The sequence below is a fragment of the Maritalea mobilis genome, from assembly GCF_004363175.1.
In the GTDB taxonomy this organism is placed as follows: Bacteria; Pseudomonadota; Alphaproteobacteria; order Rhizobiales; family Devosiaceae; genus Maritalea; species Maritalea mobilis.
Map to the genome: position 1 here is coordinate 1,491,129 of NZ_SNYR01000001.1, position 24,590 is coordinate 1,515,718.

The window sequence follows — 24,590 nt, forward strand, 5'->3', positions numbered from 1 at the left end:
CCTTCGGACAACTCTTATAGCCCATTAGACTGACCATAAGTTTTTGCCTTTTTTGCGACATGCGCAACCACATTTAATAGGCCACAAGAGCCTTGGATCGCGATATTGGCACATATTCACGTTAACGTCAATCAAATGACTTTATCGGCAATAAGCTGAATTTCGCCGTAAAAACATAAGCATAACGCGTCAGAATGCATTTTGTTCATTTTCCAACTAAAATTACGTCGCTTAATTGACGTTAACGTCAATATCTGAATATAATTTAGGAACCCGCGCAAGAGGGGGCGCGTTTTTGGGGCATGAGGGAGCAGAACATGACCGACAAGACAAAGCATAAGCCATACCAGCCTTGGATTGAGAATTATCCTGAAGGCATTGATTATTTTGCTGAGATCGACACAACGCCCGTGCCCACACGAATTGAGCAGGCCGTTAAAGAACATGCCTCGCTGATCGCCATGGATTTTCTGGGCGCCGAAACCAGCTATGCTGAAATGGGCGACCAGATCGAACGCATGGCAGGCGCCCTGCAAAAAGAGCTGGACATTAAAAAGGGAAGCCGTGTGGCACTGTTGCTGCCCAACACCCCCTTCTTCCCCGTCATTTATTATGCTGCGCTGAAAGTCGGCGCTTCCATCGTCAATTGCAACCCGCTCTACACCCATTCAGAATTGACACACATTCTGAAAAACTCCGATGCGGATATTCTGGTCACCACCGACCTGAAATTGACATTGGAAAAAGCAGAAAAGCTGATGCAGGAGAACCTTGCTGACAAGCTTGTTGTTTCGCATTTCCCAACTGCCCTCCCCACTTTGAAGAAGTTTCTGTTCAAAATCTTCAAAGGCAAGGACTTGGCCAAAGTTGAAAGCGTATCGGTTCAGCAAAAAACCATCAGCTGGCACGATTTGCTGGACAAAAACCTCAAGGCGGATCCTGTCGAAATTGATAAAGATGATATGGCAGTGCTGCAGTTCACTGGCGGCACAACGGGCTTGCCAAAAGCTGCGGTTTTGACCCATGGCAACATCGCCGCCAACTTAAGCCAAATCGACCTTTGGGGCGTGGACCTCTTCCGCCCGCCAGCAACCTTGGCGGCTGTTATTCCATTCTTCCACATTTTTGCGATGACCGTGTGCATGAACACCCCGCTCACCAGCGGCGTAAAGGTGGCCATGTTGCCGCGCTATGAGCGCAAATCCCTGCTCGAAATGATCAATCGCACCCGCGCCAGCATTTTGCCCGCAGTGCCAACTTTGTCTCACGCGTTGGCCACGGCACCGGAACGCGAAAAATATGATCTAAGCAGCCTTAAAATTGGCATTTCTGGCGGCGCCGCATTGCCCAATGAAACCAAGCAGGCCTTCTCCAAAGCAACGGGCGGCCGCATCGCAGAGGGCTATGGCCTCACCGAAACATCACCCGTGCTATGCTGCTCGCCACTTTACGCGCCCAATAAAGACAATTCGATTGGCATGCCCCTGCCCGGCACTGATGTGCAATTTTTGGATGTGGAAGACCCAACCAAATTTGTAGCACCAGGCGAGCGCGGCGAACTCGTCGCAAAAGGGCCGCAAGTCATGCCCGGCTATCTCGATAATGATGAAGCCAACGAAAAGTCCTTCTTTGAAGGCTATTTCCGCACCGGCGATGTGGGCTATGTCGATGAAGATGGCCACATCTATATTGTTGACCGGATCAAAGACATTATCATTTGCTCGGGCTTCAACGTTTATCCTCGCACCATTGAGGACGCATTATATCAACATTCAGATGTGGATGAGTGCAACGTGATTGGGGTGGAAGATGAATATCGCGGCGAAGCGCCCATCGCCTTTGTGAAGCGCGTTGAAGGCTCAACACTCACCGAAGAACAGATGCGCGAGCACCTCAAACAATATTTGTCCAAAATCGAAATGCCACGCGAAATCATTTTCAAAAGCGAACTGCCAAAAACGCTGGTGGGCAAATTGTCTAAAAATGATTTGCGCGACGAATATAACAAGCTGAAGAAAAGCTAATGGGCGACCAAAAAGAACTTTACGCCATCACAGAATTGGCGAAGGAATTCGACATCTCCACCCGCACGATCCGGTTTTATGAATCCAAAGGACTGTTAAAGCCGGATCGGGTGGGCACCACCCGCGTGTTCCGCCGTCGAGACCGCACCAGATTATTGCTCATCTTGCGCGGCAAAAGGCTCGGCTTTTCTCTCAAAGAAATTTCTGAATATCTAGAGCTTTACGATGCAGATCGCACCAAAACGGCTCAAACCCAGCATTTGCTTAATCGCGTCAATTCTCGTCTTGATCAGCTCAACGCGCAAAAGCATGACCTTGAAAAAGCCATTGAAGAACTTGAAGGCATGCGGAGCTATGCCCTCGAACAACTGAACAAGAAAAGCGCTTAGCCGACCTGATCCACCGGGGTTGCGTGCGCCTCATGGTCATACACATCTAAAATGTGGGATCCTTTAAACGGATCACGCTGTATCAAATACCGGCGATAATCGGATTGCCCTTTTCTTTGCTCGCCCTGCTGCGGTAGCTCATCTTGGCTTCGCCGCCGATCTGGCCCGAAATAATCCTCGGTTTCGTAATATTTCAACGGCTTGCTAATTTGCCGCTTCAATCGCGCATCCATAAACTTCAACGAACACGGAAACTGCAAAATATCGTCCAGCCCCATCGCGACATAATCGTGAATTTGCTGCCGCGATAGATCACGTGCCAACAAAATCATCGGGGAAAAACGATGTCGCTCATGCTTATGTTGGCGCACGGTGCGAATGGCAGTTTGTATCTCGTGGCGAGGGCTCGTATGCGTTAAAAAGCAAAATTGTAATGGTCGAGCAAATGGCACAACATTGATACTTTTTGTATCGTGAATATGCTCAATTTGACCAAAGCCAAGCTCTGCCAAAACTGTATGAAAACTTTTTGCCCACGCCCCGTCAGCGCAAATGATAAACGCGCAACTTCTCTTAAACATGCTCAAATCTTAATCTGCCTAAAATATCCAAATATTAGGCGGCAAATTCCTTATCGAATTGCGAACTCTGCACTCAAATTCACAGATTCAAATATTTAAGGTTTATATAAGGTAAAATACTTATCGTGCTTTATCAGATTTCAATCTGATCAGCGCCTTGGGTTTCTTCAGGATCAAACTTTTGAACATCCATAACCGCAACCCCATGTTCTGGGCTGCGGATAAAGGTGCGACGTTCATAAGAACGTGTGCCAAATCTAGGTTTTATACCCGCCTCCCCTTCAAAAAAGGCCCGACGATCCGGGCCAAAATAATCTTGAGTGATAAAATAGGAAATGGGACTCATCAACTGGTTATGCATGCGGTGGCGCAACATGCCTTTGGTGCAGGGGAATTGAATAACGTCATCAAATCCCAGCTCCACCATTTGCCGCAATTGCTTCTCCACCAGCTCACGCGCCATCAATATGGCGGGTGAATATTTTACATCACCGCGGGGATACATGCGTAAAATGCGCAAGGCCTTCATCATAAAGTGAAGACCAACGGCTTGCTGGAAGAAAATGAAATTTATGTGGTCCGGGTCAATCGCACCCTCAAAATGGTCAACATTTGCCACAATCTCAACATGCCCCACACCAAGACTACTTAAATTGTCTCGAAAGGCATTTGGCCATGCGCCCGATTCCGCGCAAACAATTGCAACTGTTCTATCCAGCATTTAACTGCCCAGCAAATTTACTGGAACAAAATCTAGTTATATTTGAATAAAACACAACTTAAAATTTACAAGCCACTTTCTTATCAACCAAAAGCCACCTCAAAAAACCATTTGACCAATTTTGCATTTTCGGTCAAATTGTCAAAAATTCGAATTTGAGGCAAAAATATTTATGGCAAACAACACGCTTTTGGTTGATCTCGACATCAGCGAACGCGAACAGGATATCTATGCTGCGGCCGAGCGACTTCTGGTCAAATTCGGCTATGACAAAACCACTGTTTCTGACATTGCAACCGAAGCCGGCATCTCAAAAGGTGCCGTTTATCTCCATTTCAACTCTAAAGATGAGTTGGTGGAAAAGCTTTTGGTACGCGCCATGCTCGGCTTTTCGGCTGATTGGTTCACCGCCATTGAGGAAGACCCGCAAGGCGGCCTGATCGGCAATATGTATCTCAACATGCTCAAAGTGATTGATCGCACACCGCTCATGGCCGTGATCATGCGGCAAGATGGCAGCATTCTCGGCAACTACCTCAAAAAGAAAGACAATTTTTTCGTCAAAAACCAGCGCCAAGGTATGCGTCACGAATTTGTGGCCCTGATGCAGCAGGCCGGTGCAATCCGCGAAGAACTAGACCCGAAAGTGGTGGCGCATATCATGGATATGATCAGCTTCGGCATGGTCACCATTTCAGAATTTGTACCCAGTGAGCACATTCCCCCAACCGATGATGTGGTGAAGGGCATTGCCGATTTTATGCAACGCGCCCTCACCCCTGAAAACGGCGCCGACAGTGAAACCGGCAAACGCATTCTGCGCCAACTTTATACTGAAGCTCAAAAAGAATTTATCGCCGCGCAGCTGGCCAATGCTGCCTCAAAGGAGAGTTAAATGATCCGTGTAGAAAATTTGCAATTCGCCTATGCCGGCGCGTCGAAAGACACGCTTAAGGGCCTCGATTTTAACATCGACAAGGGCGAAATTTTAGGCTTTCTCGGGCCATCAGGCTCTGGCAAATCCACCACACAAAAAATCATGATCGGCCTGCTGAAAAACTATCGCGGCTCCATCAAAGTGATGGATAAGGAAGTTCATGATTGGGACAATACGCTTTATGAGCATATTGGCGTTTCTTTTGAGTTGCCCAATCATTATCTCAAGCTCACTGCGCGCGAGAATTTGGAACATTTCGCAGGCTTTTATAAACATATCAAGTTCGACCCCGACACAGTTCTGAATTGGGTCGATTTGCACAATGATGCCGATAAATTGGCATCTGATTTTTCCAAAGGCATGAAGATCCGCCTCAATGTGGCCCGGGCATTGATGCACAATCCAAAAATTCTATTTCTCGATGAGCCAACATCAGGCCTCGACCCTGTCAACGCAAAACGCATTAAAGATTTGGTGTTGAGTTTGCGCGAAAAAGGCACAACCATTTTCGTCACCACCCACAATATGAGCTTGGCTGACGAGCTGTGCGACCGTGTCGCCTTCATCACCAATGGCAAAATTTCAACCATCGATGCACCGGAAAAACTGAAGGCCAAATATGGCAAGCGAAGCGTGCGTGTAGATTATGTCGACAATGACAATTTGATCAATAAAGAGTTTGAGTTAGATGGCCTTGGCCACAACCAGGATTTCCTAAAACTCATTCAGTCCGATCGTCACATTGAGCGCATTCACACCCAAGAAACCACGCTCGACAATATCTTCATTGAAGTGACGGGTAAGGAATTGGTGCAATGACCCGACTTTGGAACCAGTTTAAGACCGATGTGCGGGTTCAATTCCGCAACAAGCTTTATCACATTGGCATTGTCATATCGGCGCTCATCGCAATCGTCTTGTCGCAACTGGTCAATATGGAGCAATTGGGCTTGGCCTTCCCTGCCCTTGTTGTCCTCATCATTGGCGGCACGACCATGCTTTATGTTGCGGGCATGGTGATCTTTGAAAAAGATGAAGGCACCATCGCCGCCACCGTCATCACGCCCCTGCGTGACCGAGAATATTTAATGGCGAAAGTATGCTCACTGGTCATGCTGGCCACGCTGGAAACCTTTATTTCTTTGGCGGGCGCAATTGCTATTCTTTCGTTTAAAGAGCCAATCATCCTGCCAAATCCCCTTTGGTTGATTTTGGGCATTCTCTCCATTGGTACAGTATTCACACTGATCGGCATCGCCTTGGTTGTGCGCTATAAAACCATCACTGATTTCCTGCTGCCCATGGCCTTTGTTGCGGTGACCTTGCAATTGCCGTTTCTTTATTTCCTCGGACTTGTGAAACATTGGAGCTTGCTCATCATCCCCACCAGCGCCCCAACCATGGTCATCATGGGCGCCTATCGACAATTGGCAGGGTGGGAGCAGATTTACGCCATTGCTTACACGTCAATCTTGCTGGTCGTCCTCACCTTTTGGGCCAAGGCCGCCTTTGACAAACATATTATTGAAAAGATGGGATAGACCAATGCTGTCCACTGCTCATATCAAACGCCTAACCCAGACCGATCTCAAATTGATCGCACGTGACCGTTTTTTGCTGCTCATGTTCAGCTTTATGGTCATCATGGCACTAGCCGTTCGCTTTTTGCTGCCCGCGCTAGATCAGCAATTGCAGGCCAATGGCATTATGCCCGGCCCCAATTTCCCTGATCCGCTTTCCGCCTATTTCCCTTTGTTGATCGGCTATCTGATCGTCTTTCAAGGCACACTGCTTGCTGGCGCGATTTACGGTTTTCTTTTCCTTGATGAAAAGGAAGACAAAACCCTCGTTGCCATGCAGGTTACCCCCATCAAAATCAGTCAATTCATTGGTTTCCGTTTGGCGGTGCCTGCCTTGCTAAGCTTTGTTGCCTATTTGGGCATGATCTACACCGTGGGCATGCATGTGCCGCCTTTGCCACAAAACATCATTATCGGCGCCACGGCCTGCCTCACCTCGCCCATAACTGCTTTATTCTATGCGGTGTTTGCACAAAACAAACTGCAAGGGTTTGGCATGGCCAAATTCACCGCGGTTGCTGGCTGGGTCATTCTCGGCGGATGGTTCATCCCACAACCTTTCGATTGGCTTGCGGGCATTTTCCCGCCCTTCTTCGCCACCAAAGCCTATTGGATGGTGCTTGATGGCGACCCTAACTGGTGGATCGCAATCCTATTGGGCATCGTCACCCAATTGGCGCTGATCTTCATCATGCTCTCCATGCTGCGCAAAACACTCAGCCGACTGGCCTAGACGACCCCATAGGCCAGAATTGCGTCAGCAACCCTGCGGAACCCGGCTATATTTGCCCCTTGAATATAGTCGGGCCGCTTCCCATCCTGCGCACAGGCAACACAATCCTTATGGATTTGCTTCATAATCTTGCGCAGGCGCTTATCCACTTTTTCCGCTGGCCATGAAAGATGCATCGCATTCTGGCTGCGCTCCAGCCCTGATACAGCAACACCACCGGCATTGGCCGCTTTTGCTGGTGCGATCACAATGCCTTTTTCTTGCGCCTTTTCGCGGGCTTCGGCTTGCAACGGCATATTTGCCGCCTCACACACAATTTCCAAATTGCCATCAATCATTTTCGCCATATCGGCCCCGCTCACTTCATTTTGCGTGGCGGCAGGTATGGCAATCTCAAAATCCTCGCCCCAAGGCTTTTTGCCTTCATGATAACGCACATTTTCTGCTTCAAAATCAGCAAGTGTCCCACGTTTTTGTTCCTTTAGTTCAATGATCTGCTCGAGCTCCTCAAAGTCAAATCCGTCATTTTTGATAATATAGCCTTGGCTATCTGAAAGGGTGACGACCTTCGCATTGCGCTCAATCAGTTTTTTCGCCGTATAAAGCGCCACATTGCCAGCGCCAGACACAGCGCATCGCTTACCTTTGATATCATCATCACAGTGCGCCAACATATTCATCAAAAAATAAACACAGCCATAGCCCGTTGCCTCTTTGCGCACACAGCTGCCACCAAAGCCGGGGTTCTTGCCCGTCAGCACCGCCTCATGGCGCCCCGTCAATTGCTTATAAGCACCATATAGAAATCCAATTTCTCGATTGCCGACCCCAATGTCGCCCGCTGGCACATCTCTGTCTGAGCCAATGTGTCGATAAAGTTCCTGCATAAAGGCTTGGCAAAACCGCATCACTTCATGTTCACTTTTACCTTTAGGGTCGAAGTCAGATCCCCCCTTGCCACCGCCCATCGGCAGGCCGGTCAAAGCATTCTTGAAGGTCTGTTCAAAACCCAAAAATTTAAACGTGTCTAAGCGCACATTAGGGGCAAACCGCAGGCCACCTTTATAGGGTCCAAGCGCATTGTTATATTGCACGCGCCATCCATTATTGATCTGAATATTCTGATCATCATCCAACCAAGACACGCGGAACTGAATAATGCGATCTGGCACCAAAAGCCGTTCAAAAACGCGGTTGGCACGATAATCTTCATGCGCCCGCAACTCGTCACCAATATCAGCAGCAACCTCTTCTACCGCCTGATGGAACTGTTTCTCCTCTGGCGTATTCTGTTTAAGGGTCTCAATAATTTCAGAAAAATCAGACAATTTTTCACTCCGCAGCAAATAACCTTATCAAGCCAACGCCATTGATCGGATGAGGTTCCCGCCGCGTATAGAAACAAAGATCACAAAGGATTGAAGATAGATGGGCCAATCCCCCAGCCAAATAGCTTATGACCTGCTGACCGCCGAAGATGATGGCCGCGTGTGCAAGGACATTCCGGAAAAAGCCTGCAATGCGAAAGAAGAAAATTTCGCCATTCATGTTTCATCGCTCAGCATGAGCAAAATGGCCGACGGTTTGGTCGATCCAAAACTAATCTTGAGCTGGTTACTCACCAGCGCAGGTGCGCCCAATGCCATTATCGGCATGCTGGTGCCCGTGCGCGAAGCGGGTGCTTTGCTGCCCCAATTGTTCACCGCAGGCTATATCCGCAATTTGGCACAGCGTAAATTTGCGTGGGCCTTGGGCGCATTTCTGCAAGGCGCGTCCGCTGCTGGAATGGCCTTGGCCGCATTCACTCTTGAAGGCATAGCGCTCGGCATCACGATTTTGGCGCTGCTCGCCATTTTGGCACTATCACGCTCCATTTGTTCAGTGGCTTATAAAGATGTGTTGGGCAAAACAGTGGCCAAATCTGTGCGCGGCACCGCAACAGGCACCGCCTCAAGCATTGGCGCCGGATTTGTCATTCTATTTGCCGCCCTACTCGCCTTTTCAGGCGATAATAAAATGCTGGTCGTGCAAATCGGCCTCGCCACTGCTGGCATTTTATGGATAGTCGGCAGCCTCAATTTCTTGCGGCTAGCTGAGGAAAAAGGGGCAAATGAAGGCGGCGGCAACCCACTCACTTTAGCGATCCAGAACGCGACAGCCCTAAAAGACGACAAGCAGCTTATGTGGTTCATCATCACCCGCGCGCTGCTTACCGCAACCGCGCTCGCGCCACCTTTCTTGATCGCCCTTGGCGGCAATTCAAATGAAGGTGAAGTTTTCCAAGGCCTAGGTCTCCTTCTGTTGGCATCAGCAGGGGCAGGTCTGATCTCCAGCTATATCTGGGGGCGGCTTGCGGACAAGTCGAGCCGAAAGACCCTAGCCTTATCTGGAATAATGGGTGGTCTCGCACTTTGCTTTAGCGTGCTCGCCTCAATATTGAGCTGGATCAATATCTGGTTTGTGTTGCCGCTGCTCCTATTCGCGCTGATGATTGCCTATCAAGGCGTTCGCTTGGGGCGTTCTACCCATCTAGTCGATATGGCATCAAAAGATGATCGCGCAGTTTACACCGCCTTGAGCAACACAATCATTGGCATCGTGTTGCTGGCAGGGGCAGCATTCGGAATCATTGCAGAACTGTTCGGCCCCGCTACTGTGATCGCCCTCTTCGCACTCATGTGCTTCGCAGCAACGGTAACGGCGCTTATGCTGAATGAAGAACAGAAATAGGGCTGGACTACGTCAGCCCTATTTGTTTAGGCAACGCGTTCTGCTTCAGCCAAATCGAGGTGAAACAGTTCCACTATATCGTCCAACCGCTGCGACTGGCGGGCGGTGTGCTCAATATTTTCATTGTTGCGCAACACCAGCGCAGAGCTTTCACCGATCATGTCGCCCAGGCTAGAAATATCATGGCTGAGATGAGCTATGGTTTGCGCTTGCGCGTTCGCATCTTGCGCCAAATTCACCAGCGCCTGATTGTTTGCCCGCACACCATCCAGCATCTGGTTCAGCATTTGCGTGGAACGTGCCACCAATTTCGATCCTTGATCGACTTCCGCGTTGCTTTGCTCGATCAGGGCTTTCACCTCGTTTGACGCATCAGCTGCAGATTGAGCCAAGCGACGCACTTCCACGGCAACCACCGCAAACCCTTTGCCTGCTTCCCCGGCCCGCGCAGCTTCCACTGACGCGTTAAGAGCCAACAAATTGGTTTGAAACGCAATATCGTCAATCATGCCAATGATGGTCGAAATTTTCGATGCACTTTGCGTAATGCGCGTCATCGCATCATCTGCCTGCGCCATAATCTGCGCATTTTCCGTTGCAGTTTGCCCCACATCTTTTGAACGCCCAACAACTGCATTGGTATCGGCGGCCACCTGATTGATCAACACCGCCACATCATGCATGCCGCCGCGCGTGTTTTCCACCAACTGGCTTTGCTTGCTGCTGCGCGTGGTCAAATCCTGCGCATTTTGGTGCATGCCATGGCTGGCCGTTTTAATTGATGCAGATGCGCGCCGCAGTTTGCCAACAATATCACTCAGCGCATGCGCCACTTCATTCGTATCATCACGTAATCTGGAAAAGGCCCCGCGATAGCTGCCCTCCATACGCTGAGTCAAATCCGCCTGCGCCAAAGCCGATAGCACCCGCGCAGTTTCAGAAACGCCATGCTCCACATTATGAACAAGACTGTTCACCGCACGTGCCAATTTCTGCAACTCGGCGTCCGGCTGATTCTCTGGCAAACGTTGCGAGAAATCGCCATTGGCAGCTGCTTCAACAACCTCAGCCATAATAAATTGAAACTGATCCATTTGCCGCGCACGCCGCTCACGCTCTTCTGCGCGCACATCTTCATCGGCAGACAATTCGGCCACCCGCACCGCATTGGCGCGGAACACTTCAACAGTCGCCCGCATTTCGCCAATCTCGTCGCCGCGCTTCATTGGCGGCAAGTGCACTTGATGCTCACCATTGGCTAATTTGCGCATACATTGCGTCAATTTTGAAATCGGCTTTGCAACTGAGCGGGTATAGATCAACGCCAACGCCGTCGACACAACCAAAATCAAAACACCAACCGCCAACATCATCCAGCCCAACATCTGGGTAGGCTGTGTCAGCTCTGCTTGGCTTTGCGACACCCCAACCAGCCACGCAGCCTGATCAAAATTGACCGCGTCAAAAACATGCGTGCGCATTTGCCCATCCGCATCAGGCGCTTCAAACAGCAAATGCGTGCGCCACTTGGTCGGGTCCGCATCGGCAACTGGCCAATCGACCATCTCATGCGCATCAGGTGCAGAGCTGGCAATCACCGCGCCAGCCTCACGCACCAATTGGGTTTGTCCTGTGGTGCCCAAACCTTCAGCCAGTGTGAGGATGGTTTGGAGATTTTCAATTTTAATCTGCACCGCCATCACACCGATCACATCGGCTTTCTCATTGACCACTGGCGTCGCCAAAAACGCAGCATCCCCTGCATCTTTCATCGGGTAAGGCGCAAAATCAGCAAAGCTTGTTTCACCTGGTTGCAGTTCCAGTGCTGCCCGAAAAGCGTGTCCAAGACCTGTTTGATATAGTGGGCTATCTTCTTGCATAAAATTCGCTGCAAAATCGCGATGCTTGAAAACGGAATAAATCAAATTGCCCTTCTTATCGAACAGATACACATCGCCATATCCGTTGGCGAGCGCCAAATCGACCATGCCAGCATGACGCCCGGCATGATAACGATCATAGGCATCGCCGAGGGTCGATCGTTCCAACAAATAGCGCTCTGTGTCGCCATTCGGGTTGTCATCAATATAGGCTTTTTGCAGCAAGCCTGTGGCATCGCCCATAAAGGCAAGTCCACCAAACGCACTTGCCAGCAATTCAACGCCATCTGCCGCGCCCTTTTTATTGGCGTTTAGCACCAAATCTCGCTCTATGGAGGCCATTTGGTCAGCAATCAGCCGGGATTTCAGCGAAGCAATAGACCCCAAACGCGCTTCGGTCTCACTCTGTAACGATTGCGCCGAAACAAAATAGCTAAGTGTGGACGTGCAAAGCACCGTCAGCAAAACTAAACCTGCCAGCAAAGCGGACATTTTGGTCGAAAGCTTCAAATGATTTAAGAATTGAAATTTCGGCATCTGGGCGCAACCTATAAATAAATATCATATTCGCGCGATATTGATCTTGATTTGTCGCCAATTCCCTAACGTTATGTGAAAGTTTTGTGACAAGAAAGCTCTTATATAACAATGGATTAAATCATGCATCCAAAATGCACTATTATTCGACCAGAAGTTGTGAGAGCAGCACAAAACGCGTCGCAAAATGCAGGGCAAAAATCATAATCTGAGTGAGAAAAAAGATGGTGGGCGTGACTGGGATTGAACCAGTGACCCCTACGATGTCAACGTAGTGCTCTCCCGCTGAGCTACACGCCCATCTTTTGCATGTCTGATCACAAAAATCAGTGCGTCGCTGATAGACCATAAAACCGATAGTCTGGTCAATAGGTCAAAATAGCAAATTTTCACCTGCCTCGAAAACTAGACAGATCAGCTAATGACTTGCATACTGATGCTTCCATTGAGGATTTTGGGTAATCAATGTCTGCCAACCACAAAATATTGGCGCGAGAAATTCTAAAAGCGCACCACAAAAAAATCGCTTGGCCCACACTTTGGGCCTCAATAATCGTGGTGACGATTTTTGCCATAAATTTGGTCGCAACACTTTGGGGCACCTGGCCACTCTGGGCGGCAAGCATCATCAGCTTTTTTGCGATCCATGTCAGCTTCGCGCTCGCACATGAAGCTTCACACAAAACCATTTCAGGCGGGGGGCGTCACGGCTGGTTGGATCAAATGGTTGGCTATGCGCATTCTTTAATGCTGCTCTATGATTTTCCAACCTTTAAGTTCCTGCATTTGCGGCACCATTCAAACACAAATGACCCCGCGCTAGATCCTGATTATTGGATGCAAAAACACTCCATTTTCGTTGGGTTCATTCTCTCTTTGTTTGTGCCCTTGCATTATTTATATCTGTTTATTGCCGCTGCCCGAAAAGGTGAGTTGAGCAGGGATTTTGTTGTCCCGGCTACCATCCGGATAATTTTGCAAATCACCGTGCTTTTGACATTATTGATCATCGCGCCCATCCAAACATTCTTCTTGTGGCTCGCCCCTTCCTCGCTGGCATCGGCCATCATTTCTACGTCCCACCGCTTGCTGCACGATGCAGAGCAAACGCCGGACCGTACGCGCACCACCCGCATTATCCATGGCGAACGTATTTGGGAATGGGTTATTTGCCCATTCTTTTGGATGAATAATCACCATTTCTTACATCATGAATATCCGCGCTTGCCCGCTTTCACGCACGAAAATCTGTTCAATCAAGCCAGAGAAAGTTTGGAAGCTGATGGAGTAAAAATCACCATCATTGATCCATTGGGCGCGCGCAAATGAACCAGTTGCCGCCAGAGCAAGCACTTCTCAGCAGCGTCAATATTGACAAGCCTTTGCCACGTCGATCTGTCTACCGCTCGAAACTGGGTCGCCAGCGCATATTTGAACTTTACCAAAAAACGCTGAATGATCTGCCGTTCAAAGTGCGCCATCAAATAGTGCCCACCTCATATGGCAAAACTTTTTTGTCCATGGCTGGCAATCCTGATGCACCGCCCATTCTGGTGCTACCAGGCATGTCCATTGCCGGGCCGATGATGCTTGAGTTTTTTGAAGAGCTGCAAAAAAACCACTTGCTGATCGCGCCAGACCTAATCGGACAGCCTGGCCATTCAGAAGATGTTCCGTTTCCAAATAAAAAACAGGCCTACGGCCAATGGTCTTTAGAAATCTTGGATCATTTGGGCCTCAAACGGGTGGGCATTGCCTCGGCCAGCTTTGGCGGCTCCATCGCGTTGGAACTCACCGCAATGGCACCAGAACGGGTGGGCAAGCAAGTTTTGGTTGTGCCCGCTGGGCTAACGCCCAACTTGCCCTATTTCAAGCTATATGCTGGCCTTGCTGTAAATTGGATGGCCTACCGCTGGTGGCCATTTCACGCCGAACAGGCCATTCCTTATAAATGGCTAAAGCGCATCGCTCGGCCGCTATCGCGCAGCCTCACCCAAGATAATCTTGATTATTTCGACGCCGTGATCCGTCACACCGCATTTTGGCGACATCGTCCAGCTGGCCCTTTCACCAAAGGCGACTTTGCTGAAAGCGTAACACCAACTTTCGCAATTTTCGCGCAAAAGGATTTTGTTTTTCCCCATCGTGCAACTTTGGCCAATGCCAAGCAAAGCCTACCGATGGCCGAAATGGCAATTCTGGAAGAAAGCGCACATATGCCGTCAGACGCGGACATGGTGCCCATGCACGCGCGGATCAGCGCCTATTTCGACGGTTCAATATAATCGGGCTAGAAAGTTAGGCCGCGAGCAAACGCTCGACTTCATCCACCAAATCTTTCAAATGAAATGGCTTTGACAAAACAGAAGCATCTTTTGGCGCTTCACTGTCTGGGTTCAGCGCAACGGCAGCAAAACCGGTGATGAACATCACTTTCAAATCAGGGTCCAGCTCGGTCGCACGGCGCGCCAGCTCAATGCCGTCCATTTCCGGCATCACAATATCGGAAAGCAAAAGTGTAAACGGTTCTTCGCGCAGCTTTTCATAAGCGGAGCGACCATTGTCAAACGCCACCACGTCATAGCCTGCGCTTGAAAGCGCACGCGTCAGAAATTTGCGCATATCGTTATCATCTTCAGCAAGCAAAATGCGGCGCATTCTTGATAACCCCTAACCCGATTCTACTGATTCGCAATTTACCCCGGATTTCCGGCCTCTATCAAGTCAGTAATTATAAATTGACCGTACACAGATCCAGCCACCTTTTTGTGACAAGAAACATATTGTCGCCCTAGATTTTTGGTCACATTTTGGGCAAACTATATTTCAGTTCACAATTGATGGCGCACATCTGCCAAAGGGAGCATGGTTTGAACTCTGATTTTGCCGACCGGCCCGCATTTGAAACCATTCGTCCGCGGTTGCAGCGCATGCCTTTCTTGTTCAACTCCGCTCATTCTGGCCGTGACTATCCCCAACGTTTTCTGGAAATGACAAGGCTGGACAATCTGTCCATCCGTCAATCAGAGGACGCCTATGTGGATGAACTGTTTGAACGTGCGCCGCATATGGGCGCGATGATGCTGCGAGCGCACTTCCCGCGCGCTTATCTGGATGTGAACCGGGAACCATATGAGCTCGATCCAAAAATGTTTCGTGATCCGCTCAAACCAAATTACAACACGGCCTCGCCGCGCGTTGCTGCAGGGCTGGGCACCATTGCTAAAATCGTTGCTGAGCGGAAACCGATCTATCGTGACAAGCTGAGCCATGATGATGCTTTGATGCGCATTGAAGGCATTTATAAGCCTTATCATGCAACCCTTCAAACGCTGCTGACCCAAACATTAAATCGCTTTGGCGTTGCAGTTTTGATTGATTGCCATTCCATGCCCAATCTGGACAAATCGGGCAATGCTAACGCACCCGATATTGTGCTTGGTGATCGGCATGGCAGCGCCTGCCATCCAATCCTGTTGGAATTGACCGACACGCTGTTCACCACTGCCGGCCTAAAAGTGGCGCGAAATCGTCCGTACGCTGGCGGCTTTGTCACCAAAGCCTATGGCCAACCGCACAACAATATTCACGCTTTGCAAATTGAAATTGGCCGGCACCTTTATATGAATGAAGTAACGCTCGAAAAATCGCAGAACTTCACATCTATTCAAACAATATTGCAAAAACTCATTGCACTTTACGCGCGGCTAGACCTCAACGAACTGCTTGATCAAAAGCTCGCAGCTGAATAAACCCATCACACATTTGATTTGGCGAAAAAGGGGCCGCCCAAAGCGGCCCAAAGTCAAGGGAGGAAACGTCAGCAGCTCAAAGCTGTCGAAATATCGCGAGCTGCTAATGCATCATGCACTTACTGGGGTGAACTGATTTGCCCAGGGTTGCAAGCGATTCAACTTCAATTATTTAGATATCCTCAAATAATTGCAAGTTGTCTCATAATTTAAGCTAAAATCAAAAAGTGTACAATTTATTAACAATTGTATTTTTCTGACACAGCGGCAAATAAAGAGCGGAATTAACTGATGAATTCAGGCTGGAAAAGCGAAATAAAGACAAATGAAATCAATGATCTATTGCGGGAAGCCGCGCAAGAGGCATCTAAGATCACCAATGCCTTTTTCCGCACCAGCATCGCTATTGAGAATAAATTAAACCAAGGTTTCGACCCAGTAACCGAAGCAGACAAGCAGGCCGAAATGGCCATTCGCGGCGTGATCAACAAGTATTTTCCGAATCACGGCATCAGCGGCGAAGAATTCGACGACCAGCAAAGCGACAGCCCCTTCAATTGGATTATTGACCCAATTGATGGCACCCGCGCCTTTATTACTGGCTTGCCAGTTTGGGGTACGCTGATTGCCCTGACCTATAAAAATGAACCTATTGCCGGCCTGATGAGCCAACCACATATCGGTGAAAACTTCATCGCCATTCAGGGAGAAGGCGCCACCGTTGAGCGTGGCACCGCGCAAGCCCACCTCAAAACCAGCCAAGTGGGCGATTTGGATGACGCGCGCATGTTCACCACATCACCACGCATCTTTTTGAGCGATACAACCACTGCTGCCTATGATCGGTTGGAAGCTGATGTGAAATTGGCCCGTTATGGCCTAGATTGCTATGGCTATGCCATGCTGGCCGCTGGCCACGGCGAATTGGTGGTTGAAGAAGGCCTAAAAGACGTCGATATCGCTGCCATGATTCCGCTGATTGAAGAAGCAGGCGGTATCGTGACAACCTGGTCTGGCAAATCCGCGATTAAGGGCGGGCAAATCATCGCCGCGGCCAACCAAGCTATTTACGACAAAGCAATCGAATATCTCGCGTCACACGCGACTGATTAAGCTCGCTCAAACAGGTCAGGATAGGTGAGCACATAATTGTGCTCATCCACATCAAATACAGTTTGATAACCTGTGGTCAGGCTCCGATATTGATATGTGTCAGGACCAACCCGTTTATATCTCTGCGTTGCTTTGGTCGGCGTTAGGTCAAGATCAGCAATATAGATCACTTCAGCTTCTGCCGTTTCGCCTTCCGCCAATCTCAACCGATTGAGCGGCAAACTATTGGTGAAGGGCGTTGCGAAAATATCAATATCGATGGCCTCATCCAGCGCGGGAATATTCACTTCATACCCATTAAGCCAATGCCCGGCATCTGATCGGCGCAAAACTAGGCTATGCCCGTCCAACAAGCGCAATTCAGCGCGCATCAATTGCCAATCCACATCCAGCTCTAAGGCATAATCAAGTGCAAAATTCTGCCCACCTTGCTGGCCAACCACACGCCCTGTCACATCAATAAGTGAAGGGGTAAAGTCTACCCGCACCAGTTCAAGCCCTTCACTTTCCAAGTGTCGCCATTTGATCTGGTGATGATGCGTGCTCATGATTTTCCCTGCTCGGTGATAAAGGCGTCAAATGCGGCAAAGGCTTGCGCCCGCAAACCGTCATTTTCCATAAAAATTTCGTGGCGTGCATTCGGCAAAACTGCATGTCGTCCTGTGCGCATGCTCATGCCCAAATGCTCAATGGCCGAGGTAGAAACCACACGGTCATTTGCCGCTGCCAACATCAAAACAGGTAACTTTACTTTTTGGCCAAACTCAGGCGACGCCGCTTCTTCCATCGCAGCAAGGCTTGCTGCCGTCCAACCAACAGTTGGCGCCGCAATCAATAGATCAGGGCGATGATCCAATGTTTTCACCATTCGCATATAGCGCCCATGATCCGAAGTGAGTTCATTGCCGGGAAAGGTTTTAGCGCTCGGGCGCGGAAATTTCCAAGGCTGCATGGGCAAATGACCCGTGCCCAAAAACTTCAAAAACTGCACCAAATTTTTGGCAGTAGAAACACTCACGGCCAAATCCAGCGCCACCATTGGCGCCGACAAAAACACCCGGTCAAACATCAACCGATCGCGCGTGGCCGCAAAAAGCGATGCCAATCCGCCCATAGAATGGCCCACCAAATAAAAAGGCGGCGGACAGTCAGGCAGCAAAATATCCGCATGAAAGCCCACCAAATCTGTGATGTAATCTTGAAAATTTTCAACATGCCCAAGTTGGGGATTATCGATCAACCGATCAGAGCCACCCTGCCCGCGCCAGTCAAATGTCGCCACGGCAAATCCGCGCTGCTGAAAATCATAAATTGTCTCGAAATATTTCTCGATATATTCGGTACGCCCCTGCACCAGGCAAATGGTGCCTTTATTTTTATTGCCCAAACGCGGCCACAAGGCATAGCGCAACTGCACATTATCCGGCGTTTTGAAAAAGCCTGCCCGTGCCCCCGATGGAATGGGATTGCTGGGAATATTGGCCAATTCTGGTCCCATCACTCTGTTGGGCGCGTTCATGCTCTCTCCTCGGCGAAACAAAAAACAGTTCACCTCATTTAGGAACCAATGGGGGCTGGTTGCAAGGTGAAAGCGAAAGGCAAACGCAATAAAGCCAGCAATTTCGAAAAAATTGCTGGCTTATTGGGGTGGAACATCATGCGGGGGGCGGATGATGATGTTCCGATTAAGGTTGTCGTAAGCCGTGATCAGACTGTTTAGCGGCTTACAAAACTCAATCTAGTGCATGCTGGCTGAACGGCCATATAATTGCCCGTTCATTTTCGGTTCATCTACTTAGATAACTGAAAAACAAGTCAAAACAGCCATATTTGATTTTGAATTCTTACCCCTTGAAATCAAAAAATCTCTCCCCAAATATGAATTGTCAGCGGCCCAAAAGGGGGCTGACTTAATGAAACCTTCAGATGCCCAATAAGGGATCTGAACATCCATATTGCTTCTAAGGAGAATATGTTATGAACACTCTAGATCTTTCCCCATTCTATCGTTCAACAGTTGGCTTTGACCGTCTTTTCAACTTGCTTGACGATCTCTCACCACAAGAATCCAATGCCTTCCCGCCCTACAATATTGAGCGCACAGGCCAAGACACCTATCGCATCACCATGGCGGTAGCGGGTTTTTCAAAGGATGATTTGGTGATCGAGACCAAGGAAAACGCGATCATCGTCAAAGGCGCAAAATCCCAAAGCGAATCTGAGCAAAAACGCGACTTCCTCCATCGCGGCATTGCTGAGCGCTCATTCGAACGTCGGTTTAAATTGGCTGATTATGTAGAAGTACGCGGCGCAGATTTGGAAAATGGCCTTTTGCACATTGAATTGGCGCGCGAATTGCCTGAAAGCAAGCGCCCACGCAAGATTGCCATTGGCGCCGAAGGTGAAAATTCACCGAAGAAAATTGAAAGCGAAGTGAAAAACTAAGCTGACAAAACGTCAACAGATTGACTGAACGTCGGGCACAACATCTATATGTTGTGCCCGTCTTTATATTAGACCCAATTTATGGATCACGCTGCGACAAAAAAACTTTGTCGCCCCTCTTGCCCCATCTCGTGATTTCGAATAATCTCCGGCCAAAAATAGGACAGCAATACTGTCCATAACAAATGACCGAAGGATCTAAGTTGCAATTAACGCAACAGCCTTATATTTTTGTGTCATAAGCTGTGTATAGCACTCTGGGGGAGAGCCGATAAAGGCTCGATTGGGCGGCGGAAAAAGATCAACCAAAGATCGATATCGCCCATTTTAGGAAAAATTGCGCTCGTCGCGAACGGCGCGTTGTGAATGCGATTCATAACGCACTGCATATGTAAACCTGACCCAAATTCTGCGCGTCTGCGTGGAATAATGTGACTATTACGGAGGGGCTTATGGCCAACAAGAATGACCAAGCTTTGCGCAACGTGCAGGTGATCCCTGCCACAACTGCAAATGGCCGCCCCAAACCGGTCGGTCTTTATGACCCGAATAATGAGCACGATGCCTGTGGCTTGGGCATGATCGCCAATATCGACAACACAGCGACCCACGACATTGTTGCGTCTGGCCTTAAAATCCTAATCAACTTGACCCACCGCGGCGCGGTTGGCGCTGACCCATTGATGGGTGACGGCGCAGGCATGTTGGTGCAAATCCCTCATGGCTTTTTCGCAAAATCAGTAGATTTCGATCTGCCAGAAGCAGGCCAATATGCTGTAGCCATGTTGTTCTACCCGAACGATGAGAAGCTGAAAGCAAAATGCGCTGAAAAGCTGATCAATTGCGCACGCGCAGAGGGTCTTGAAATTTTGGGCACCCGCGAAGTGCCGACCGATAATTCTTCATTGTCAGAAGGCGTCATCGCCACTCAACCAATTATCGAGCAAGTGTTTGTGGCCCGCCCTGAAGGGTTGAGCGACGAAGAGTTCGAAACCAAATTGCTAATCACCCGTAAAGTGATCTCCAACACGATCTATCGCGAGCTGCCTGAAGCAGATAGCGACAATGGCTTTTATGTCGTGTCCTTCTCTGCCCGTACCGTGGTGTATAAAGGCATGTTTTTGGCCGAGCAATTGGGCCCGTTTTACCCGGACCTTGGCGACGAAGATTTCAAGTCAGCCCTCGCCCTTGTTCACCAACGCTTCTCTACAAACACATTCCCATCTTGGAAACTGGCCCACCCTTATCGCTTTGTGGCACACAATGGTGAAATCAACACCATTCGCGGCAATGTGAACTGGATGGCGGCCCGTCAGGCATCTGTTGCGTCCGACAAGTTCGGCAACGACATCGGCAAAATCTGGCCCATTTCCTATGAAGGCCAGTCAGACACGGCATGTTTCGACAACGCCCTCGAATTCTTGGTGCGCGGCGGCTATAAACTACCACATGCTGCCATGATGATGGTGCCGCAGGCATGGGCCGGCAATCCGCTAATGGATGATGAGCGTCGCGCCTTTTATGAATATCACGCGGCCCTGATGGAGCCATGGGATGGCCCAGCTGCAATGGTCATGACGGACGGTCGCTATATCACAGCAACACTAGACCGCAATGGTTTGCGCCCAGCACGCTATTGCGTCACCAAAAACAACCAGATCATTCTGGCTTCTGAATCTGGCGTGCTGGACATTCCAGAAGAAGATATTGTTGAAAAATGGCGTCTACAGCCCGGCAAAATGCTGCTTGTGGACCTCGAAAACAACAAAATGATTTCTGACGATGAGGTGAAAACCGAACTCGCCAAGAAAAACCCATATCAAAAGTGGCTCTCTCGCACACAAATCGTGCTGGAAGATGCGCCGGGTGTTGATCGTCAGCCCGTGCAACCTTTCGATAGCTTGTTGGACCGCCAGCAAGCCTTCGGGTACACGCAGGAAGACATTAAGTTCCTCCTGCCCCCAATGGCAACAACGGGCCAAGAAGGCGTTGGCTCAATGGGCACAGACACGCCTATTTCTGCCCTCTCTTCAAAGTCAAAGCTGCTTTATTCTTACTTCAAGCAAAACTTTGCGCAGGTGACCAACCCGCCGATCGATCCGATCCGGGAAGAATCTGTGATGAGCTTGATTTCGTTCATCGGCCCACGCCCGAACTTGTTTGACCTGAAAGGCCTTTCAGAGCGTAAGCGCTTGGAAGTGCGCCAGCCCATTTTGACCAATGAAGATTTGGAAAAAGTGCGCACCATTGGCTCCATTGGTGACAACCAATTCCTCACGGAAACAATCGACGTCACCTATGCCGCTGAAAAAGGCGCAGACTGGATGGAAGTGGCTCTCGAAGCCATTTGCGACCGTGCGGAAAGTGCCGTGCGTTTGGGCATGAACATCATCATCCTGTCAGATCGCTTGATCTCGCATGATCGGATTGCCATTCCTGCTTTGCTGGCCACAGCGGCGGTGCACCACCACCTGATCCGCAAAGGCTTGCGCACATCATGTGGCTTGGTGGTTGAAACTGGCGAAGCCCGCGAAATTCACCATTTCGCTGTGCTGGCAGGCTATGGCGCTGAAGCCATCAACCCTTATTTGGCGTTCGAAACCATTTCTGCCATGCAGGCAGAAGGTCACTTCCCACCGGAAGTTGACGCGCAAGAATGTGTGAGCCGTTACATCAAATCTATCGGCAAAGGCCTGTTGAAAATCATGTCCAAAATGGGCATTTCAACTTACCAATCCTATTGCGGCGCACAAATCTTCGACGCGGTTGGCCTTTCAACTGAATTTGTCAAAAAGTTCTTCTTTGGCACCGGTTCAGCCATTGAAGGCGTTGGCTTGAAAGAAGTTGCGCAAGAAACTGCCGAGCGGCACATGCTTGCCTTCGGCAATGACGCTGTGTTGAAAAACAGCCTCGATGTCGGTGGCGAATATGCTTACCGTATCCGCGGTGAAAAGCACTCTTGGACACCGGACACCATTGCTGACCTGCAACATGCCGTGCGCACTGCCGAAACGTCGCCTGAAACCGCACAAGCAAGATATGATGCTTTTGCCAATGCGGTAAATGATGCGTCTGAACAGCTATTGACCATCCGCTCCATGTTTGAATTGGCACCGCAAAGTAAGCCGATCAGCATTGACGAAGTGGAACCAGCGGTTGAGATCGTAAAACGCTTCTCAACCGGCGCCATGTCCTTCGGCTCTATCTCTCGCGAAGCCCACACCTCCCTTGCCATCGCCATGAACAAAATTGGCGGCAAGTCGAACACAGGTGAAGGCGGTGAAGAGCCAGACCGTTACAATCCATTGCCAGATGGCAGCATCAACCCAGAACGTTCCGCCATCAAGCAAGTTGCTTCTGGCCGCTTTGGCGTCACCACTGATTATCTGGTCAATTCAGATATGATCCAGATTAAAGTGGCCCAAGGCGCAAAGCCTGGTGAAGGTGGACAATTGCCCGGCCATAAGGTGGACGCGGTTATTGCTCAAACCCGTCATTCAACACCTGGTGTGGGCCTAATTTCGCCTCCGCCACACCACGACATTTATTCCATCGAAGATTTGGCACAGCTGATCTACGATTTGAAAAATGTGAACCCGGTGGCTGACATTTCAGTGAAACTCGTGTCTGAACTTGGCGTAGGCACCGTTGCTGCAGGCGTGGCAAAGGCCCATGCGGACCACATTACCATTTCCGGTTATGATGGCGGCACAGGCGCATCACCGCTCACATCCATCAAGCATGCAGGCTCTCCATGGGAAATCGGCTTGGCAGAAACGCACCAGACCTTGGTGCTGAACCGCCTGCGCTCTCGCGTGAAGTTGCAAGTTGATGGCGGCTTCAAAACCGGCCGTGACGTTTTGATCGGTGCCATTTTGGGCGCGGATGAATTCGGCTTCGCTACAGCGCCATTGATCGCAGCTGGCTGTTTGATGATGCGGAAATGTCACCTCAACACATGCCCTGTTGGCATCGCCACGCAGGACCCTGAATTGCGTAAGCGCTTCAAAGGCACACCAGAACATGTGGTGAATTACTTCTTCTATGTTGCTGAAGAATTGCGCCAATTGATGGCTGAGCTTGGTGTGAAGTCCATCAATGATCTGGTAGGTCGCACAGAATTGCTGCGCCAGCGCCAAGATGTGCCGCACGGCAAAGCCCAAGGCATCGACCTGTCGAAACTGATCTACAAGCCAGACCTTTATGAGGGTGATACATATTACCACTCACAATTGCAGGATCATGGCTTGGACGATATTTTGGACAAGACGCTGATCGAGCAATCCAAAAAGGCATTGGAAAAAGGTGAAGCGGTTAAATTCGATATTGATATCAAGTCGAAAAACCGTTCTGCCGGGGCCATGTTGTCTGGCGCTGTCGCCATGAAATATGGCTTGCAAGGCCTGCCAGAAGATACAATCGCCGTGAACCTACACGGCATTGCTGGCCAAGCATTCGGCGCGTTCCTCACCAATGGCATCAGCTTTGATCTGCAAGGCGAAGCCAACGACTATGTGGGCAAAGGCCTCTCCGGTGGCCGCATTGTGGTTCGCCCACCTGAAAATGCAAACATTGTGCCCGAACAATCCATTATTGTTGGCAACACAGTGCTTTATGGCGCGATTTCAGGCGAGTGTTACTTCCGCGGCTTCGCGGGCGAACGTTTCGCCGTGCGGAACTCTGGTGCCATCGCTGTTGTTGAAGGCTTGGGCGACCATGGCTGTGAATATATGACAGGCGGTGTGGTCGTAGTGATCGGCGAAACAGGCCGCAACTTCGCGGCAGGCATGTCAGGCGGCGTGGCCTATGTGCTGGATGAAGATCAAACCTTCCGCTCTCGCTGTAACCTTGCGATGGTGGACCTTGAGCCAGTGCTTGAGGAAGAAGATTTGATGCGCGAACACCACCATCATGGTGGCGATATCGAATGGCATGGCCGGGTGGATATTTCCGGCGATATGACCAAGCACGATGATGAGCGTTTATATCAGCTCATCTCTAATCATCTGCATTACACAGGTTCCAGCCGTGCAAAACACATCTTGGACAATTGGGAAGATTATCGCGCCAAATTCGTGAAGGTCATGCCCGTTGAATATCGTCGTGCCATTCTGGAAATGGAACAGGCCCGTCGTGAATCTGAAGATCAAAGTCAAAGCGCGTAAGAA

General features: G+C 49.7%; 20 protein-coding genes and 1 tRNA gene. 13 read left to right on the top strand and 8 right to left on the bottom strand.

Annotated elements, in window-relative coordinates:
* The first annotated feature begins 317 nt into the window (after nucleotides 1-317).
* Both ATL17_RS07155 and ATL17_RS07160 read left to right on the top strand, forming a co-directional pair.
* The gene (locus tag ATL17_RS07155; protein WP_166638925.1) at nucleotides 318-2,024 is read left to right on the top strand and encodes a long-chain-fatty-acid--CoA ligase; all 1,707 of its coding nucleotides are present in this window, start codon (nucleotides 318-320) and stop codon (nucleotides 2,022-2,024) included.
* A complete protein-coding gene (locus ATL17_RS07160) occupies nucleotides 2,024-2,413 on the top strand; it encodes a MerR family transcriptional regulator (protein WP_133572050.1) in 390 nt (129 codons plus the stop codon). Before ATL17_RS07155 ends, ATL17_RS07160 begins: the two co-directional genes overlap by 1 nt.
* Here the strand turns inward: ATL17_RS07160 and ATL17_RS07165 are convergent.
* Both ATL17_RS07165 and ATL17_RS07170 read right to left on the bottom strand, forming a co-directional pair.
* On the bottom strand, nucleotides 2,410-2,994 hold the full coding sequence (locus ATL17_RS07165; protein ID WP_133572051.1) for a hypothetical protein: 585 nt from the start codon (nucleotides 2,992-2,994) through the stop codon (nucleotides 2,410-2,412). The two genes, ATL17_RS07160 and ATL17_RS07165, sit on opposite strands and share 4 nt — an antisense overlap.
* Before the next feature lie 133 nt (nucleotides 2,995-3,127).
* On the bottom strand, nucleotides 3,128-3,715 hold the full coding sequence (locus tag ATL17_RS07170; protein WP_133572052.1) for a hypothetical protein: 588 nt from the start codon (nucleotides 3,713-3,715) through the stop codon (nucleotides 3,128-3,130).
* Nucleotides 3,716-3,887: 172 nt separating this feature from the next.
* Between ATL17_RS07170 and ATL17_RS07175 the strand changes: the two genes are divergently transcribed.
* From ATL17_RS07175 to ATL17_RS07190, 4 genes are read left to right on the top strand one after another with little or no spacing between them, the layout of a single operon-like run.
* On the top strand, nucleotides 3,888-4,610 hold the full coding sequence (locus ATL17_RS07175; protein ID WP_133572053.1) for a TetR/AcrR family transcriptional regulator: 723 nt from the start codon (nucleotides 3,888-3,890) through the stop codon (nucleotides 4,608-4,610).
* Nucleotides 4,611-5,471 carry an ABC transporter ATP-binding protein gene (locus ATL17_RS07180; RefSeq protein WP_133572054.1) on the top strand — a complete coding sequence of 287 codons (861 nt, stop codon included), beginning with the start codon at nucleotides 4,611-4,613 and terminating at the stop codon, nucleotides 5,469-5,471.
* Nucleotides 5,468-6,193 carry a fluoroquinolone export ABC transporter permease subunit gene (locus ATL17_RS07185; protein WP_133572055.1) on the top strand — a complete coding sequence of 242 codons (726 nt, stop codon included), beginning with the start codon at nucleotides 5,468-5,470 and terminating at the stop codon, nucleotides 6,191-6,193. The genes ATL17_RS07180 and ATL17_RS07185 overlap by 4 nt, the downstream gene beginning before the upstream one ends.
* 4 nt (nucleotides 6,194-6,197) lie before the next feature.
* The gene (locus tag ATL17_RS07190; RefSeq protein ID WP_133572056.1) at nucleotides 6,198-6,965 is read left to right on the top strand and encodes a hypothetical protein; all 768 of its coding nucleotides are present in this window, start codon (nucleotides 6,198-6,200) and stop codon (nucleotides 6,963-6,965) included.
* Here ATL17_RS07190 and gdhA read toward each other — a convergent pair.
* Nucleotides 6,962-8,293, bottom strand: coding sequence for an NADP-specific glutamate dehydrogenase (gdhA, locus tag ATL17_RS07195; protein WP_133572057.1), 1,332 nt, complete (start codon nucleotides 8,291-8,293; stop codon nucleotides 6,962-6,964). The genes ATL17_RS07190 and gdhA overlap by 4 nt on opposite strands.
* A gap of 100 nt (nucleotides 8,294-8,393) precedes the next feature.
* On the opposite strand from gdhA, the gene ATL17_RS07200 reads away from it, so the two are divergent.
* The gene (locus tag ATL17_RS07200; RefSeq protein ID WP_133572058.1) at nucleotides 8,394-9,695 is read left to right on the top strand and encodes an MFS transporter; all 1,302 of its coding nucleotides are present in this window, start codon (nucleotides 8,394-8,396) and stop codon (nucleotides 9,693-9,695) included.
* A 26-nt stretch (nucleotides 9,696-9,721) separates the two neighbouring features.
* Here ATL17_RS07200 and ATL17_RS07205 read toward each other — a convergent pair whose 3' ends face one another.
* Nucleotides 9,722-12,112, bottom strand: a complete 2,391-nt coding sequence (locus tag ATL17_RS07205; protein WP_133572059.1) for a methyl-accepting chemotaxis protein — start codon at nucleotides 12,110-12,112, stop codon at nucleotides 9,722-9,724.
* Nucleotides 12,113-12,337: 225 nt separating this feature from the next.
* A tRNA-Val gene (locus ATL17_RS07210) sits at nucleotides 12,338-12,412 on the bottom strand.
* A 165-nt stretch (nucleotides 12,413-12,577) separates the two neighbouring features.
* Here ATL17_RS07210 and ATL17_RS07215 point away from each other — a divergent pair.
* Together ATL17_RS07215 and ATL17_RS07220 are read left to right on the top strand one after the other, a co-directional pair.
* Nucleotides 12,578-13,441 (top strand): fatty acid desaturase family protein, encoded by an 864-nt coding sequence (locus ATL17_RS07215; protein WP_133572060.1) that lies wholly within the window; start codon nucleotides 12,578-12,580, stop codon nucleotides 13,439-13,441.
* Nucleotides 13,438-14,397, top strand: a complete 960-nt coding sequence (locus tag ATL17_RS07220; RefSeq protein ID WP_133572061.1) for an alpha/beta fold hydrolase — start codon at nucleotides 13,438-13,440, stop codon at nucleotides 14,395-14,397. Before ATL17_RS07215 ends, ATL17_RS07220 begins: the two co-directional genes overlap by 4 nt.
* Before the next feature lie 13 nt (nucleotides 14,398-14,410).
* Here ATL17_RS07220 and cpdR read toward each other — a convergent pair whose 3' ends face one another.
* A complete protein-coding gene (gene cpdR, locus ATL17_RS07225; protein WP_027835038.1) occupies nucleotides 14,411-14,770 on the bottom strand; it encodes a cell cycle two-component system response regulator CpdR in 360 nt (119 codons plus the stop codon).
* A 182-nt stretch (nucleotides 14,771-14,952) separates the two neighbouring features.
* On the opposite strand from cpdR, the gene ATL17_RS07230 reads away from it, so the two are divergent.
* On the top strand, nucleotides 14,953-15,864 hold the full coding sequence (locus ATL17_RS07230) for an N-formylglutamate amidohydrolase (RefSeq protein ID WP_133572228.1): 912 nt from the start codon (nucleotides 14,953-14,955) through the stop codon (nucleotides 15,862-15,864).
* A 291-nt stretch (nucleotides 15,865-16,155) separates the two neighbouring features.
* Nucleotides 16,156-16,977 carry a histidinol-phosphatase gene (gene hisN / locus ATL17_RS07235; protein WP_133572062.1) on the top strand — a complete coding sequence of 274 codons (822 nt, stop codon included), beginning with the start codon at nucleotides 16,156-16,158 and terminating at the stop codon, nucleotides 16,975-16,977.
* Here hisN and ATL17_RS07240 read toward each other — a convergent pair.
* Together ATL17_RS07240 and ATL17_RS07245 are read right to left on the bottom strand one after the other, a co-directional pair.
* Nucleotides 16,974-17,525 (bottom strand): putative glycolipid-binding domain-containing protein, encoded by a 552-nt coding sequence (locus ATL17_RS07240; RefSeq protein WP_133572063.1) that lies wholly within the window; start codon nucleotides 17,523-17,525, stop codon nucleotides 16,974-16,976. The genes hisN and ATL17_RS07240 overlap by 4 nt on opposite strands.
* The gene (locus ATL17_RS07245; RefSeq protein WP_133572064.1) at nucleotides 17,522-18,496 is read right to left on the bottom strand and encodes an alpha/beta fold hydrolase; all 975 of its coding nucleotides are present in this window, start codon (nucleotides 18,494-18,496) and stop codon (nucleotides 17,522-17,524) included. The genes ATL17_RS07240 and ATL17_RS07245 overlap by 4 nt, the downstream gene beginning before the upstream one ends.
* 458 nt (nucleotides 18,497-18,954) lie before the next feature.
* On the opposite strand from ATL17_RS07245, the gene ATL17_RS07250 reads away from it, so the two are divergent.
* Nucleotides 18,955-19,422 (top strand): Hsp20 family protein, encoded by a 468-nt coding sequence (locus ATL17_RS07250; protein ID WP_133572065.1) that lies wholly within the window; start codon nucleotides 18,955-18,957, stop codon nucleotides 19,420-19,422.
* Between the two features lie 452 nt (nucleotides 19,423-19,874).
* A complete protein-coding gene (gene gltB, locus ATL17_RS07255) occupies nucleotides 19,875-24,587 on the top strand; it encodes a glutamate synthase large subunit (protein ID WP_133572066.1) in 4,713 nt (1,570 codons plus the stop codon).
* The last annotated feature ends 3 nt before the right edge of the window (nucleotides 24,588-24,590 follow it).

Coding starts and splice junctions, on each gene's coding strand:
- ATL17_RS07155 (WP_166638925.1), top strand. CDS start 318: ATGACCGACAAGACAAAGCATAAGCCATACCAGCCTTGGATTGAGAAT.
- ATL17_RS07160 (WP_133572050.1), top strand. CDS start 2,024: ATGGGCGACCAAAAAGAACTTTACGCCATCACAGAATTGGCGAAGGAA.
- ATL17_RS07165 (WP_133572051.1), bottom strand. CDS start 2,994: ATGTTTAAGAGAAGTTGCGCGTTTATCATTTGCGCTGACGGGGCGTGG.
- ATL17_RS07170 (WP_133572052.1), bottom strand. CDS start 3,715: ATGCTGGATAGAACAGTTGCAATTGTTTGCGCGGAATCGGGCGCATGG.
- ATL17_RS07175 (WP_133572053.1), top strand. CDS start 3,888: ATGGCAAACAACACGCTTTTGGTTGATCTCGACATCAGCGAACGCGAA.
- ATL17_RS07180 (WP_133572054.1), top strand. CDS start 4,611: ATGATCCGTGTAGAAAATTTGCAATTCGCCTATGCCGGCGCGTCGAAA.
- ATL17_RS07185 (WP_133572055.1), top strand. CDS start 5,468: ATGACCCGACTTTGGAACCAGTTTAAGACCGATGTGCGGGTTCAATTC.
- ATL17_RS07190 (WP_133572056.1), top strand. CDS start 6,198: ATGCTGTCCACTGCTCATATCAAACGCCTAACCCAGACCGATCTCAAA.
- ATL17_RS07200 (WP_133572058.1), top strand. CDS start 8,394: ATGGGCCAATCCCCCAGCCAAATAGCTTATGACCTGCTGACCGCCGAA.
- ATL17_RS07205 (WP_133572059.1), bottom strand. CDS start 12,112: ATGCCGAAATTTCAATTCTTAAATCATTTGAAGCTTTCGACCAAAATG.
- ATL17_RS07215 (WP_133572060.1), top strand. CDS start 12,578: ATGTCTGCCAACCACAAAATATTGGCGCGAGAAATTCTAAAAGCGCAC.
- ATL17_RS07220 (WP_133572061.1), top strand. CDS start 13,438: ATGAACCAGTTGCCGCCAGAGCAAGCACTTCTCAGCAGCGTCAATATT.
- cpdR (WP_027835038.1), bottom strand. CDS start 14,770: ATGCGCCGCATTTTGCTTGCTGAAGATGATAACGATATGCGCAAATTT.
- ATL17_RS07230 (WP_133572228.1), top strand. CDS start 14,953: ATGGCGCACATCTGCCAAAGGGAGCATGGTTTGAACTCTGATTTTGCC.
- hisN (WP_133572062.1), top strand. CDS start 16,156: ATGAATTCAGGCTGGAAAAGCGAAATAAAGACAAATGAAATCAATGAT.
- ATL17_RS07240 (WP_133572063.1), bottom strand. CDS start 17,525: ATGAGCACGCATCATCACCAGATCAAATGGCGACACTTGGAAAGTGAA.
- ATL17_RS07245 (WP_133572064.1), bottom strand. CDS start 18,496: ATGAACGCGCCCAACAGAGTGATGGGACCAGAATTGGCCAATATTCCC.
- ATL17_RS07250 (WP_133572065.1), top strand. CDS start 18,955: ATGAACACTCTAGATCTTTCCCCATTCTATCGTTCAACAGTTGGCTTT.
- gltB (WP_133572066.1), top strand. CDS start 19,875: ATGGCCAACAAGAATGACCAAGCTTTGCGCAACGTGCAGGTGATCCCT.